This is a genomic window from Pseudomonas sp. 2995-3, assembly GCF_002742565.1.
Lineage (GTDB): Bacteria > Pseudomonadota > Gammaproteobacteria > Pseudomonadales > Pseudomonadaceae > Aquipseudomonas > Aquipseudomonas edaphica.
The window spans coordinates 33628-47437 of the sequence record NZ_LJSB01000259.1 but is presented as its reverse complement, the minus strand read 5'-3'; the positions used below and the strand labels follow the sequence as shown (position 1 = coordinate 47437).

Annotated in this window: 11 protein-coding genes; 8 read left to right on the top strand and 3 right to left on the bottom strand. The window is 62.6% G+C overall.

Annotated features, from left to right (window positions below):
- The first annotated feature begins 3 nt into the window (after nt 1-3).
- Together AOA62_RS25600 and AOA62_RS25595 are read left to right on the top strand one after the other, a co-directional pair.
- The gene (locus AOA62_RS25600) at nt 4-801 is read left to right on the top strand and encodes an SDR family NAD(P)-dependent oxidoreductase (protein ID WP_017135356.1); all 798 of its coding nucleotides are present in this window, start codon (nt 4-6) and stop codon (nt 799-801) included.
- A gap of 27 nt (nt 802-828) precedes the next feature.
- Nucleotides 829-1239 (top strand): SRPBCC family protein, encoded by a 411-nt coding sequence (locus tag AOA62_RS25595; RefSeq protein WP_017135357.1) that lies wholly within the window; start codon nt 829-831, stop codon nt 1237-1239.
- Between the two features lie 238 nt (nt 1240-1477).
- On the opposite strand, the gene AOA62_RS25590 is transcribed toward AOA62_RS25595, so the two are convergent.
- Both AOA62_RS25590 and AOA62_RS25585 read right to left on the bottom strand, forming a co-directional pair.
- A complete protein-coding gene (locus AOA62_RS25590; protein WP_099550136.1) occupies nt 1478-2872 on the bottom strand; it encodes a HAMP domain-containing sensor histidine kinase in 1395 nt (464 codons plus the stop codon).
- Entirely contained in the window at nt 2850-3533 is a 684-nt protein-coding gene (locus tag AOA62_RS25585; protein ID WP_003219726.1) for a response regulator transcription factor, read from the bottom strand. Before AOA62_RS25585 ends, AOA62_RS25590 begins: the two co-directional genes overlap by 23 nt.
- A gap of 412 nt (nt 3534-3945) precedes the next feature.
- Here AOA62_RS25585 and AOA62_RS25580 point away from each other — a divergent pair, with 412 nt between their 5' ends.
- Nucleotides 3946-4851 carry a hypothetical protein gene (locus AOA62_RS25580; RefSeq protein WP_017136412.1) on the top strand — a complete coding sequence of 302 codons (906 nt, stop codon included), beginning with the start codon at nt 3946-3948 and terminating at the stop codon, nt 4849-4851.
- A gap of 96 nt (nt 4852-4947) precedes the next feature.
- Here AOA62_RS25580 and AOA62_RS25575 read toward each other — a convergent pair whose 3' ends face one another.
- The gene (locus AOA62_RS25575) at nt 4948-6162 is read right to left on the bottom strand and encodes a multidrug effflux MFS transporter (RefSeq protein ID WP_099550135.1); all 1215 of its coding nucleotides are present in this window, start codon (nt 6160-6162) and stop codon (nt 4948-4950) included.
- Nucleotides 6163-6256: 94 nt separating this feature from the next.
- On the opposite strand from AOA62_RS25575, the gene AOA62_RS25570 reads away from it, so the two are divergent.
- From AOA62_RS25570 to AOA62_RS25550, 5 genes are all read left to right on the top strand, one after another.
- Nucleotides 6257-7678, top strand: coding sequence for a PLP-dependent aminotransferase family protein (locus AOA62_RS25570; RefSeq protein ID WP_099550134.1), 1422 nt, complete (start codon nt 6257-6259; stop codon nt 7676-7678).
- A 26-nt stretch (nt 7679-7704) separates the two neighbouring features.
- The gene (locus AOA62_RS25565; protein ID WP_099550133.1) at nt 7705-8043 is read left to right on the top strand and encodes a hypothetical protein; all 339 of its coding nucleotides are present in this window, start codon (nt 7705-7707) and stop codon (nt 8041-8043) included.
- Nucleotides 8044-8139: 96 nt separating this feature from the next.
- On the top strand, nt 8140-9378 hold the full coding sequence (locus AOA62_RS25560; RefSeq protein WP_099550132.1) for a TolC family protein: 1239 nt from the start codon (nt 8140-8142) through the stop codon (nt 9376-9378).
- Nucleotides 9371-10600 (top strand): efflux RND transporter periplasmic adaptor subunit, encoded by a 1230-nt coding sequence (locus AOA62_RS25555; protein ID WP_099550131.1) that lies wholly within the window; start codon nt 9371-9373, stop codon nt 10598-10600. The genes AOA62_RS25560 and AOA62_RS25555 overlap by 8 nt, the downstream gene beginning before the upstream one ends.
- Nucleotides 10597-13707, top strand: coding sequence for an efflux RND transporter permease subunit (locus AOA62_RS25550; RefSeq protein ID WP_099550130.1), 3111 nt, complete (start codon nt 10597-10599; stop codon nt 13705-13707). The genes AOA62_RS25555 and AOA62_RS25550 overlap by 4 nt, the downstream gene beginning before the upstream one ends.
- Nucleotides 13708-13810: the final 103 nt, after the last annotated feature.

The following is a 13810-nucleotide window of genomic DNA, read 5'->3' as shown; positions in this document are numbered from 1 at the left end:
CCGATGAACATTGATGTAAGCGGCAAAGTAGCTATCGTCAGCGGCAGCACCGCCGGTATTGGCCTGGGCATCAGCCAGGCGCTGGCCGCCTGCGGTGCCACCGTGGTGGTGATCGGGCGCGAATCGGGCAAGGTCGACGATGCGCTGGCAAGCATTCGCCAGGCGGTGCCGGGCGCTGATCTGCGCGGGCTGGTGGCGGATCTTGGCACCGCCGAAGGCGCCGCGAAACTGTTCGCCGCCGAACCGCGTGCCGACATCCTGGTCAACAACCTCGGCATCTTCAACGATGTGGATTTCTTTGATGCGCCCGACAGCGAGTGGACGCGCTTCTATGAGGTCAATGTGATCTCCGGCGTGCGCCTGGCACGGCATTACACGCCCGGCATGGTCGAGCAGGGCTGGGGGCGGGTGATCTTCGTGTCGTCGGAGTCCGGCGTGGCCACACCGGCCGACATGATCAACTACGGCGTGACCAAAAGCGCCAACCTCGCGGTTTCCCATGGCCTGGCCAAGCGCTTGGCGGGCACCGGCGTGACGGTTAACGCAGTGCTGCCGGGGCCGACCTTTACCGACGGCCTGGAGCAGATGCTCAAGGACGCCACACAAAAGTCCGGGCGCAGTGCGCGGGACGAGGCCGACGTATTTGTACGTAACGCACGGCCGACCTCGATCATCCAGCGCGCGGCGAATGTGGATGAAGTGGCGAACCTGGTGGCGTACATTGCTTCACCGCTGTCCTCTGCAACCACAGGCGCTGCGCTGCGGGTCGACGGTGGTGTGGTCGACAGCATGGCGATCTGAAGTCTTATTTTTCCTGGAGTATTTAGTGTGGCGACAGCTTCTTCTGTAATTGAAATCCCGGTTTCGGCCGATCAGGTCTGGCAATTGGTCGGTGGCTTCAACGCGCTACCGGATTGGCTGCCGTTTATCGTCAAGAGCGAGCCGAGCGAGGGCGGGCGCGTGCGCCACCTGCAAACCGCAGATGGCGGTGTGGTAGTCGAGCGTTTGCAGCGTTTTGATAACGTGGCACGCAACTACAGCTACACCATCGAGCAATCGCCGTTTCCGGTGAGTGCTTACCTGGCGACCTTGCAGGTTGAGGCGCTCACCGACAGCTCGGCGAAAGTGACCTGGTCCGGCGTGTTCACCCCGGCAGCCGGGACCACGGACGCGGCGGTGGAAGAGTTGTTCACCGGAGTGTACAGCGGCGGCCTCGAAGCGCTGCGCGCCAACTTCTAACTAACTGGCAAAGCCGTTTCAATGTGGGAGCTGGCTTGCCTGCGATAGCGGAGTGTCAGGCAATGCAAATTTGCCGGGTACATCGTCATCGCAGGCAAGCCAGCTCCCACAAGGTTTTGTAGGGGCTGGAGATGATCGTTCCCACGCTCTGCGTGGGAATGCCTCTTGTGACGCTCCGCGTCACGCTGTGGGACGCGGAGCGTCCTGGGCTGCATTCCCACGCGGAGCGTGGGAACGATCAGGCTTCGGGCATCAACTGCTGCCGACACTCCAGCACCAACCGCGCACCGCCACGCTGGCTGCTGCCAACCTCCAGCTTGAACCCGTGCAAGTTGATGATCGCCGCCACAATCGACAAGCCCAAACCGAAGCCGCCTTGCTGGTCGCTTTCATCCACGCGATAAAAACGCTGGAACACCGCATCACGTTCCGCCGCCGGAATACCCGGCCCGGAGTCGTGCACTTCGATGCGCGTGCTGCCGCCGTCATTCACACCACGCAAGATCACCTCGCCACCGGCGGGCGAGAACTTGATCGAGTTGCTCAGCAGGTTGGCCAAGGCTTCGAACAGCAGCGCACGGTCGCCGGTGATCCACGGCAGCGCTTCGGGCACTTCGAGGCGCAACTGCAATTCGCCTTCCTCGGCCAACGGCAGATAAAAGTCATGCAGCTCGCGCAGCAGTGGCAACGGGTCCATTACCAGGAAACCCGAGCGGCGCTGGTGGTCTTCCAGCTCCGAGATGCGCAATAGCCCGCGAAAGCGCGCCATCAGGGTGTCGGTCTCGGCGATGGCGTCGTCGAGCTTCACCGCGTACACCGAGTTTTCCTCGGCTTCCTGCTTGATGCGGTAAAGCTGCGCGCGCAAGCGTGTCAGCGGAGTGCGCAGGTCGTGGGCAATGTTGTCGCACACGCCCTTGACCTCGTTCATCAGCTTCTCGATGCGGTCGAGCATGGCGTTGACGATGGCCGCGAGCATGTCCAGCTCATCACGGCGATTCGACAGCGGCAAACGGTGGGTCAGGTCGCCGGCGACGATGGCCTCGGCGCTGGCCTGGATCCCGCGAATACGCCGCAGCGGGCGGCGGCGCAGCAAATGCCAACCGGCCGCGCCGGGAATAATCGTCAACGACAGCGCCCACAGCAGCGCATGCCAGATGATCCGGGTGACGCCGAACAGCGAACCGTTGGCTCGCACCAGCACCAGCCAGCGGCCGTCTTCGGTGTGGGTGGCGACGGCGTCGCAGCTGTCTTTGGGCAGTTTGGGGTCGTCGGACTCGACGCAATTGGCCAGCGCGTGGATCTTGCCGTCCAGCGGCAAGTCCGGCGGCACGGCGCGAATCGGCCCGCTCAGGGGGCGAAATTGCTCATCGAACAGGCCATAGGCGTCCACGCCCTTCATGTCGAAGGTCATGCTGGTGGTCAGGGCTTCCACCAGTTCTTCGCCGTCGAAACGCTGAAACAAGTGCTGGCGCTGCATCAACGAGTGGCGGGACAGGTCGCCCAGGTAACCCGAGACTTCGAAATACAGCACCCCCATGAGGATGCAACTCCAGGCCACGAACAGCGAACTGTAGAGCGCCAGCAAGCGGCTGCTGGAGGAGCGCCAGCCCTTAGAGGGGTTCAGCAATGACATAACCGGAACCTCGTACCGTGCGGATCAGCGGTGTGAGGCCCGGTGGATCGATTTTCTTGCGCAGGCGACCGATATGCACATCGATCAGGTTGGTGCCCGGGTCGAAGTGATAACCCCAGACTTCCTCGAAGATCATCATCCGCGACAGGATCTGCCCGGTGTTGCGCATCAGAAACTCAAGCAGTTTGTATTCGGTGGGCAGCAGGCTCAGCGGCTGCTCGGCACGGCTGGCTTCGCGGCTGATCAGGTTCAGTTCCAGGTCGGCCACGCGCAGGGCGGTTTCGAACTCCTTGACCGTGCTTTTGCGCCGCAGCAGCACTTCGACACGGGCAGCCATTTCGTCGGAGGCGAACGGCTTGGTCAAGTAGTCATCACCACCGGCCCGCAGGCCGCGCACGCGTTCGTCGACATCGGAGAGGGCGCTGATCATCAAGATCGGCGTCGACACCCCGATGGTGCGCAGGGTCGTGACGATGGCCAGGCCATCCAGCTCCGGCAGCATCCGGTCGAGGGTGATCAGATCGTAATCACCACTCACGGCGCGGACCAGGCCTTCGCGGCCGTTGTCCACCCAATCCACATCCAGTCCATGGCTACTCAGCTCGGCGACGATCTCGCGGGCCGTTACGGCGTCATCCTCGATGGTCAAAATACGGGTCATAGGATTACCTGGTGAGCGATTCACACTAGAAGTGGGGTCATTTTGCCAAGAAGTAGCTGAATGTTTCCTAAATTAAACTTCATCTTGGCAAAACCACCACAAATATCCGGGTTGCACACAATCATTGTGGGAGCTGGCTTGCCTGCGATAGCGGTGTGTCAGAGACAAAATATCAACCTGGAAGACCGCTATCGCAGGCAAGCCAGCTCCCACAGTGAGCGGATTTGAAGGGAGATTGCATAAAGCACGCCCGCCACTGCTGTTTCTTGCAAGTTGCACGGTCCTGCGAAGTTCAAATTACTTAACTCGTTGAAATAACAGGATTTTAATTTTTTTGCCCGGCTGGCACGCTGCCTGCACTGTCCCTTTTGAGACTTGTAACACTATTTTTCCTGCCGGGAGCAAAACAACAATGATCACATCGTCATCCACGCTGCAAGAGTCAAGCGCGCGCTCTGGGGTTTCCTGGGGCGCAATCTTTGCCGGGGCCGCTGCGGCGGCTGCACTGTCGCTTATCCTGGTGCTGTTGGGCTTCGGCCTGGGCTTTTCGGCGGTGTCGCCGTGGGCCGACAGCGGCATGAGCGCCAAGGGGCTGGGTATTTCCACGATTATCTGGCTGGCATTCACCCAAATCGTCGCTTCGGGCCTGGGCGGTTACATTGCCGGCCGGTTGCGTGTGAAGTGGGCGAATATGCATGGCGATGAAGTGTACTTTCGCGACACGGCCCATGGTTTCCTCGCCTGGGCCGTCGCCACTTTGGTCACCGCAGTACTGGTGGTCGGTTCGGTCAGCAGCGTGGTCAGTGGCGGCGTGAAAGCCGGTGCCAGTGTCGCAGCAGGTGCCGCCAGCGGAATCAGCCAGGCCGCCGGTAGCGCAGCCAAGGGCGCCAACAGCGGCGACTTCGACTACTACGTCGACAGCCTGTTCCGCGATGACCGCCCAGCTGCCGTCAGCGATGACGCGGTACACGGCGTGGTCGCACGCATCCTCACCCGCACCCTGAGCAACGACGGCCAATTGGCACCGGAGGACCGTACCTACCTGGCCCAGTTGATCAGCCAGCGCACCAACCTCAGCCAGGCCGACGCCGAAGCGCGTATCGACAAGGTCTACGGCGAAGCCCGTAAAGCCATTGACGATGCCAAGCTCAAAGCCAAGCAAGCGGCCGATACTGCCGCCAAAGTCGCTGCCTACACCTCGCTGTGGACCTTTGTGGCCCTCTTGATCGGCGCGTTCTTTGCCAGCTTCGCAGCAACCTTCGGCGGTCGTCGTCGGGATGCTGTGGTGTACGTCGAAACCGAAAACTACGTTCGTTAATTCAAGGAGAACATCATGCGCTCATTACTACTGTGGTTCCTCGGCGTGCCGATTCCGGTGATCATCCTGATCGCGATTTTCATGCACTGATTCCGGTTAACTGTGGGAGCGGGCAAGCCCGCTCCCACATTTGGTTTTGTGTAATGTCAGCCAGGTTGTGATCAGCAAGGCGCTGGCCGCTGCGGTCATGATCACCAAGGGCAGTGAAGTGCCATCCGACAACAACCCCGTCACCCAGCTGCTCACCGCCGTCAGAATCATCTGGATAAAAAAGAACAACCCCGACGCCGTCCCCGCAATCGCGCCATAGGGCTGCAGCACCGACAGCTGGCAGGCCGGAATCACCATCCCCACCGACACCATGATCACCACCATCGGCAGCACAATCGCCAGCCATTCTCCCGGCAGCGCGAGGGTCGCCATCGCCAGCAAAAAGCTGCCCAGCACATTCAGGCCGATACCAGCGTTGATCAAGCGGTCGGGCTCGAAGCGCAATACCAAACGGCGAAACAGGTTCGCCCCGAGCATGTAGCCGCTGATCGTCGCGGCGAATACCAGCGCGTATTCCGTAGCCGTCAGTTGGTAGCCGCGCTGCAACAGCGAAGACGACTCGCTGATAAACGGAAAATACGTGCTGTACACACAGCCGATGGCCAAGGCGTACCGCAGGAAATAGCGGTCGCGCAGCAGTTGGCCATACACGCGCAGCAGGTTGCTCGGCGGCGCAGCGGCAACTTCGGTCGGGCGGGTTTCCGGCAGGCGGCGGTAAACCACCAGGCACAGCACGGCGCCGATCACGGCCAGCAGCACAAACAAGCCACGCCAGTTGATCAAGGGCAGCATCAGGCTGCCAAGCACTGGCGCGGCCATCGGCGAGATGGCCATGGCCATGGAGATCAGGCCGAGCAGACGCGCTTGTTCGTGGCGGTCGAAGTAATCGCGCACGATCACCCGACCGATCACCGTGGTACAGCAACCGCCTAGGGCCTGGAACAGCCGGGCGATCACCAGCACGCCGAGGCTGTTGGCCTGGGCGCAGGTCACCGTCGCCACCACGTACAGCAGCAGCCCGGCCAGCAAGACCGGGCGCCGGCCGAAGCGGTCGGTCAACGGGCCGCTGACCAGCAGGGAAATCGCCGAGCCCAGGGTGTACAGCGTGAGGGTCAGTTGCAGTTGGCTGTCGCTGCTGTGGAAGTAGTCGGCCATGGCGGGCAAGGCTGGCAGATGCAGGTCGAGCGTGAGGCGGGGCAGGGCGATCAGCACGGTCAGCAGGACCAGCCAGAACCCGGTGGAGAGGGCGCGTTGAGTCATGGGAAGCTTCTTTGCTAACGAGTAGAGCCTGAACTCTAACGACTTTGTGGTTTAATTCTTTGAGCCGCTTATGGCTTAAAACACTGGACCACTTATGCGCCGAGGAAAAACCGCCGCCATCTTGGACTTGCCGCGCCCGGATACGCTGGACGTCAGCAAGCAGCAGGGTGCCTATGACGCGTTGCGCGCCGCCATCCTCAATCGCCAGTTGCCGGTGGGCAGCCGCTTGCCCTCGACCCGCAGCCTGGCCGAGCGTTGGTTGGTGTCGCGTGGCACCCTGGAGGCGGCGTTCGAGCGCTTGCACAGCGAGGGGTATGTCGAGCGCGTGGCGGGCTCCGGCACGCGGGTGAGTGCAGTGATCCCCGAGGAGTTTATCGCGGCCCCGGCGCCGAGCAGCAAACCGCGCCGCCTGGCCGTGCCTGATCAGCCCGACGCCGGCGTGCAAAGCCACGTGCCTTTTGTGGCCCGGCGCCCGGATGCCAGTCTGTTCGACTTGAAAACCTGGGCACGCTGTATTTCCCGTGGCTTGCTGTCGGCGGGGCCGGGTGCGCTGGAGGCCGCGCACCCGGCCGGGTTACCGGCGTTGCGCGAGCAAATCGCCGACTACCTGCGCAGTTACCGCGGCATGCACTGTGAGGCGGATGAGGTGATTGTCACCACGGGCATTCGTCACGCCCTCGACCTGATCGCGCGCACGCTGCTCAAACCCGGCGACACGGCATGCGTCGAAGACCCAGGCTATAAGCCTGCGCGGCGCCTGTTCAGCCTGGCTGGCGCGCAGGTTCAATCGATCCCGGTCACGGCCGAAGGCCTCGACACCGACCAACTCCCAGCCACGGCGCGGTTGGCTTACGTGTCGCCTGCCCACCAGGCGCCATTGGGCATGACCTTGTCGGTCTCGCGCCGCCTGGCATTGCTGGACTGGGCCGCACGCGCTGACGCCTGGGTGGTCGAAGACGATTACGACAGCGAATACAACTACAACAGCGCGCCGCTGGCTGCGCTCAAATCCCTCGATTCCGGCGACCGGGTAATCTATTGCGGCAGCTTCAACAAGAACCTGTTTCCCGGCTTGCGTGTGGGTTTCATGGTGGTGCCCAGGGCGCTGCGGCCCGCGTTATTGCACACTTCACAATTGACCGGGCATTCGGTGGGCGCCACGGATCAATTGGGCTTGGTCGAATTCCTGGGCAGTGGGGCGTTTGTGCGTCATTTGCGCGCTTCACGCCAGGCTTATCAGGCGCGCCGCGATGCATTGCTCGCCTGTCTGCCGGAGGGCTGCAGGGTTAGCGGCCAGCAGGCCGGGTTGCATTTTGTGCTGTGGTTGCCGGCAGGCGTCTGCGAGGCGGATTTTTGTAGCCGCGCTGCCGCCGTCGGCCTGACTTTGCAGCCGTTGGGCAAGTTCTGTGACGAGGCCAGCCTGTCGCCTGCGGTGATCATCGGCTACACCGCGCTGACCCTGGCGCAGATTCGTTTTCACGGCCGAGTTCTCACGAAATTGTTAATGGCGGCTTAACCGCCCCTTGGCTAGACTCGCGCCCCATGAGCCGCCTCCTGCGTTTAATCCTGGTCATGCTGTTAAGCCTCACGCTTCCCCTGACCGGGATGGCGGGAGTGCCGTCGAGCACCGAGCCGTGCCCGATGAAGATGGCAGACATGCAGGTGATGACCGACATGAGCCCCGACTGCTGCCAGGACGGCTATGATCACGGCAAAGTCTGCAAGCCGGGCCAGGAATGCAAGACCGGCGGCCTGCTGCAATTGTCCCTGGCGGTGCTCAAGGCACCGCTGGCACGAGCTCATCCTTTGGCCATCGGCCACACATCTGATTTTATCCCCGACCGCACGCCCTCCGGCGTCTGGCGCCCGCCGCGTAGCTGATTCCTGTTGCATCTGAAAACCCATCCCCACTGCGGGATGGCCTTGCTGTGGGCCGCATAACGCGGCGAGCAGTGGAACAGATCAGGAATCTTTACGATGAATTCCCTCTATGTGCGCGCCCTGGTGGTGGGCGTGCTGGTGTGGCCGGTGCTCGCCTCGGCGCTGACCCTGGATGAGGCCCTGCGCCTGGCGCAGAACAACGCGCCTTCGCTGGTGGCTGAATCCGCCAAGCTGCAAGCCGCGACACACGCGGCGATTCCGGCCGGCGAATTGCCCGACCCGAAACTGCTGGTGGGCCTGCAGAATTTTCCCATCGGCGGGCCGAATCGCGGCACGTTGTATGGCGATGACATGACGCAACAAATGATCGGCCTGCAGCAACAGGTGCCCAGCCGCGACAAGCGCAAAGCCCGGGTCGAGCTGGCTGATGCAACCATAGAACGCACCGCCGCCGAAGGGCGCATCGAGCGCCTTAACGTGCGCCAGGCCACTGCGCAGGCGTGGATCCGTGCTTACGCGGTGGAGCGCAAAGAGGCCTTGTTCCAAGACTTCTATCAGCAGAACCGCCTGCTGCAAGACAGCGTGCGCGCGCAGTTGGCCGGCGGGCGCGGCCAGGCGTCCGATGCGGTGATTCCCAAACAGGAAGCCGCCGAATTGGCGGGCCGTGAGGACGAGCTGACCCAGCAACGTGCCCAGGCCCGCGCTGCCCTCAAGCGCTGGATCGGCGCCGCCGCCAATCAAGCCCCCAGCGGCCAGTTACCCAATTGGAGCATCGACAGCCACGGCTACAGCCACAACCTGCATCAACACCCCGAACTGCAAGCCTTCGTGCCGCGCACCCGCGAGGTTCAGGCGCGCGTGCAGGAGGCCAAGGCGCAAAAGACCTCGGACTGGAGCTGGGAAGTCGACTACGGGCACCGCAGCCGTGAGTACGGCGACATGGTCACGCTGCAATTGAGTTTTGACCTGCCGATCTTTCCCGGTCGCCGACAAAACCCAGGCATCGCGGCCAAGCAGGCCGAGTTGGACCAACTCGACGCCGAACGCGAAGCCGCCACCCGCGAACACACGCAGATGCTCGACGACGACCTGGCGGTTTACCAGCGCCTGGACCGCGCCGTGCAGCGCAGCCAGGACAGCCTGGTGCCGCTGGCCGAAGAAAAAGTCACCCTCAGCCTGGCCGGTTATCGCGCCGGCAAGGGCGATTTGCTCACGGTGGTCGGCGCTCGCCGTGAGCTTGTCGAGGCCCGCTTCAAACAGATTGATGCCATCGAACAGCGCGCCCTGATCGGCGCCCAGCTGTATTTCGCTTACGGGGAACCCAGTCATGAATAATCCAATTGTCGCAGCACTGGTGCTGCTGGGTCTGGGCGCGGGCTATGGGCTGGCGCAATTTCACTCGGTGGCGTCTGTTGCACCCAAGGACGACAAACCGGCGCTGTACTGGTACGACCCGATGTACCCGCAGCAGAAGTTCGATAAACCCGGCAAGTCACCGTTTATGGACATGCAACTGGTGCCGCGTTATGCCGAAGGCACGGCGGCTGCGGATACGCCGGCAGTGCAGATTGACCCACGGCAAACCCAGAACATCGGCGTGCGCCTGGCGAGCGTCAGCCGGGGTGTGCTGATGTCGACCCTGGAGCTGTCGGGCATCCTCGCGTTCAACGACCGTGATGTGGCGGTGGTACAGGCGCGGGCTGCCGGGTTCGTCGAGCGCGTCTATGCGCGGGCACCGGGTGATGTGCTCAAGGCCGGCGCGCCGTTGGCAGACCTGTTGATCCCCGAATGGGCGACGGCCCAGGAAGAATTTCTGAGCCTGCGCCACAGCGGCGACAGTGGGTTGATCGCGGCAGCCCGGCAACGGTTGCGTCTGAGCGGCATGCCGACCGGGTTGATCCAGCAGATGGAGCGCAGCGGCCGGGTGCAGTCGGTGTTGACCGTCACCAGCCCGTTGAGCGGCGCCCTGCAAAGTTTGGAGGTGCGCGAAGGCATGACGCTGGCGGCAGGGCAGACCCTGGCGCGTATCAATGGCCTGGATCAGGTGTGGCTGCAGGTTGCCGTGCCCGAAGCCCAAGGCTCGACCTTGGCCGTGGGGCAAACCGTGCAGAGCCGTTTTGTCGGTTTGCCGGGCAAAACCGTCGACGGCACCATCAGCGCGATTTTGCCGGCCACCGCCATGGACAGCCGTACTGTGCAAGTGCGTGTCGAGTTGCCCAACCCCGACGGCAACCTGCGTCCCGGCATGACCGCGCAGGTGCGCCTGGCGCAAACCAGCGGGCAAGCGGTGTTGCAAGTGCCCAGCGAAGCCTTGATCCGCACCGGCAAGCGCGTGCTGGTGATGCTGGCCGAGGAGGGCGGGCGCTATCGCCCGGTAGAGGTTGAAGTGGGCGTAGAAAATCAGGACCAAACCGTGATCCTCGGCGGCTTGCAAGAAGGCCAGCAGGTGGTCGCCTCCGGCCAATTCCTGCTCGATTCCGAAGCCAGTTTAAGCGGCATAACCGCGCCAACATCCGACATGTCGGGCATGAGCATGCAGCCAGGAGCCCAGCCATGATCGCCTTGCTGATTCGCTGGTCGGTGGCCAACCGGTTTCTGGTGCTGCTCGCGACCTTGTTCATCACCGCGTGGGGCGTGTGGGCGGTGCAAAATACGCCGGTGGATGCCTTGCCGGACCTCTCGGATGTGCAGGTGATCATCCGCACGCCGTACCCGGGCCAGGCGCCGCAAATTGTCGAAAACCAGGTCACTTACCCGATGACCACCACCATGCTGTCGGTACCGGGCGCCAAGACCGTGCGCGGTTTTTCGTTCTTCGGCGACAGCTATGTGTACGTGCTGTTCGACGAAGGCACTGACCTGTATTGGGCGCGCTCGCGGGTGCTGGAATACCTCAGCCAATTGCAGGCGCGGCTGCCCGCATCGGCCAAGCCATCGTTGGGGCCGGACGCCACCGGGGTGGGCTGGATCTACCAGTACGCCTTGGTGGACCGCAGCGGCCAGCAGGACTTGGCGCAACTGCGTGCGCTGCAGGACTGGTTCCTCAAGTTCGAACTCAAGACCCTGCCGAATGTGGCCGAAGTGGCGACCATCGGCGGCCAGGTCAAGCAGTACCAGGTACAGCTCGACCCGCTGGCCATGGCGAGTCGCGGCGTTACCCAGGCGCAGGTCAAAGAGGCTATCGACAAGGCCAACCAGGAAACCGGCGGCTCGGTGCTGAACATGGGCGAGTCCGAATACGTGGTGCGCGCCTCCGGCTACCTGAAAACCCTGGCGGATTTTCGCGCGATTCCCCTGCGGCTCGGCACCAACAACGTGCCGGTGAGCCTTGGCGACGTGGCAAACATTCAACTTGGCCCGGACCTGCGTCGGGGCATCAGTGAGCTGGACGGCGAGGGCGAAGCCGTCGGCGGCGTGGTGATCCTGCGCAGCGGCAAAAATGCGCGTGAGGCCATTGCAGCGGTCAAGACCAAGCTGGAACAACTGAAAAGCAGCCTGCCGCCCGGCGTGGATATTGTCACCACCTACGATCGCAGCAAGTTGATCGACCGCGCCGTGGATAACCTCAGCCACAAGCTGTTGGAGGAGTTTTTGGTGGTGGCGCTGGTGTGCGGGATTTTTCTCTGGCACCTGCGTTCATCTCTGGTGGCGATTATTTCGCTGCCGGTGGGCGTATTGATCGCCTTTATCGTCATGCGCTTTCAGGGCATCAACGCCAACATCATGTCGCTCGGCGGCATCGCGATTGCCATCGGCGCAATGGTGGATGCGGCGGTGGGGATGATTGAAAACGCCCACAAGAAAATCGAGGCCTGGCACCACGCCAATCCTGGCCGGGAACTGAAAGGTGAGGACCACTGGAGGGTCATGACCGACGCGGCGGTGGAAGTAGGGCCTGCGCTGTTTTTCTGCCTGCTGATCATCACGTTGTCGTTTATTCCGGTGTTCACGTTGCAAGCCCAGGAAGGCCGGCTGTTCGGCCCGTTGGCTTACACCAAGACCTACGCCATGGCGGCAGCGGCCGGGTTGTCGGTGACCTTGGTCCCGGTGTTGATGGGCTACTGGATTCGCGGGCGCATTCCCGATGAGCAGCGCAACCCGCTCAATCGTGGCTTGATCAAACTCTACCAGCCGGCCCTCGATGCGGTGCTGCGCTGGCCGCGTCTGACCTTGCTGGTGGCGCTGCTGATGGTGGCGAGCGCGCTGTGGCCGGTGACGAAACTTGGTGGTGAGTTCCTGCCGCCGCTGGACGAGGGCGACTTGCTCTACATGCCGTCGGCGCTGCCGGGGCTGTCGACGCAAACCGCCGGTGAGTTGCTGCAACGTACTGACCGGCTGATCAAGACCGTACCGGAAGTGGCGCACGTGTTCGGCAAGGCCGGTCGCGCCGAAACCGCCACCGACCCGGCACCGCTGGAGATGTTTGAAACCACGATTGAGTTCAAGCCCAAGGACCAATGGCGCCCCGGCATGACCTCGGAAAAACTGGTGAAGGAGCTGGACCGTGTGGTGCAGGTGCCGGGCCTGACCAATATCTGGATCCCGCCGATCCGCAACCGCATCGACATGCTCGCCACCGGCGTCAAAAGCCCGATTGGTGTGAAGGTCGCGGGCGCCAGCCTGATGCAGATCGACGCGGTGACCCAGGCTGTGGAGAAGGTTGCCAGGACCGTGCCCGGTGTGAGTTCGGCACTGGCTGAGCGGTTGACCGGCGGGCGCTATATCGACGTGGATATCGACCGTTCGGCCGCTGCGCAATATGGGCTTAATATCGCCGATGTGCAGTCGATTGTGGCGGGCGGGATTGGCGGTGAAACCATTGGCGAAACGGTCGAAGGCCTGGCGCGGTTCCCCATCAGCTTGCGTTACCCCAAGGCGTGGCGCGACTCGCTGCAGGCGCTGGGCAGCCTGCCGATCTACACGCCGCAGGGCAGCCAGATCACCCTCGGCACGGTGGCCAGGCTCAAGATCAGTGACGGCCCGCCGATGCTCAAAAGCGAAAACGCACGGCCTTCCGGCTGGGTGTATATCGACGTGCGTGACCGTGACCTGGCTTCAGTGGTAAAGGACTTGCGTGCGGCGATTGAGCAGCAGGTGCACTTGCTGCCGGGCATGAGCCTCAGTTATTCGGGGCAGTTCGAGTTTCTGGAACGGGCCAATGAGCGCCTGAAGCTGGTGGTGCCGGCTACCTTGCTGATCATCTTTGTGCTGCTGTACCTGACCTTTCGCCGCGTGGATGAGGCGGTGCTGATTTTGGGCACGTTACCGTTCGCACTGACTGGCGGTGTGTGGTTGCTCTACTGGCTGGGCTTCAATTTGTCGGTGGCCACGGGCGTGGGGTTTATTGCGCTGGCGGGGGTGTCGGCTGAGTTTGGGGTGATCATGCTGTTGTATCTGAAAAACGCCTGGGCTGAGCGTAAGGATGGTGATTTGCTGGCGGCCATTACTGAGGGGGCGGTGTTGCGGGTGAGGCCCAAGGCGATGACCGTGGCCGTTATCATCGCCGGGTTGTTGCCGATTCTGCTTGGAGGTGGGACTGGCAGCGAAGTCATGAGCCGCATTGCTGCGCCGATGATTGGTGGGATGTTGACGGCGCCGTTGCTGTCGCTGTTTGTGATTCCGGCAGCCTACCAACTGATGCGCCGCCCAAAAGCCAAGCGCTGAACAAAATGTGGGAGCTGGCTTGCCTGCGATAGCATCACCTCGATGTATCAGACACACCGAGTGTGATCGTTCCCACGCTCTGCGTGGGAATGCAGCCCTGGAC

What these genes read in the sequence shown, in the direction of transcription:
- AOA62_RS25600 (WP_017135356.1), top strand. Translation starts at nt 4, where the DNA reads ATGAACATTGATGTAAGCGGCAAAGTAGCTATCGTCAGCGGCAGCACC.
- AOA62_RS25590 (WP_099550136.1), bottom strand. Translation starts at nt 2,872, where the DNA reads ATGTCATTGCTGAACCCCTCTAAGGGCTGGCGCTCCTCCAGCAGCCGC.
- AOA62_RS25585 (WP_003219726.1), bottom strand. Translation starts at nt 3,533, where the DNA reads ATGACCCGTATTTTGACCATCGAGGATGACGCCGTAACGGCCCGCGAG.
- AOA62_RS25580 (WP_017136412.1), top strand. Translation starts at nt 3,946, where the DNA reads ATGATCACATCGTCATCCACGCTGCAAGAGTCAAGCGCGCGCTCTGGG.
- AOA62_RS25575 (WP_099550135.1), bottom strand. Translation starts at nt 6,162, where the DNA reads ATGACTCAACGCGCCCTCTCCACCGGGTTCTGGCTGGTCCTGCTGACC.
- AOA62_RS25570 (WP_099550134.1), top strand. Translation starts at nt 6,257, where the DNA reads ATGCGCCGAGGAAAAACCGCCGCCATCTTGGACTTGCCGCGCCCGGAT.
- AOA62_RS25565 (WP_099550133.1), top strand. Translation starts at nt 7,705, where the DNA reads ATGAGCCGCCTCCTGCGTTTAATCCTGGTCATGCTGTTAAGCCTCACG.
- AOA62_RS25560 (WP_099550132.1), top strand. Translation starts at nt 8,140, where the DNA reads ATGAATTCCCTCTATGTGCGCGCCCTGGTGGTGGGCGTGCTGGTGTGG.
- AOA62_RS25555 (WP_099550131.1), top strand. Translation starts at nt 9,371, where the DNA reads ATGAATAATCCAATTGTCGCAGCACTGGTGCTGCTGGGTCTGGGCGCG.
- AOA62_RS25550 (WP_099550130.1), top strand. Translation starts at nt 10,597, where the DNA reads ATGATCGCCTTGCTGATTCGCTGGTCGGTGGCCAACCGGTTTCTGGTG.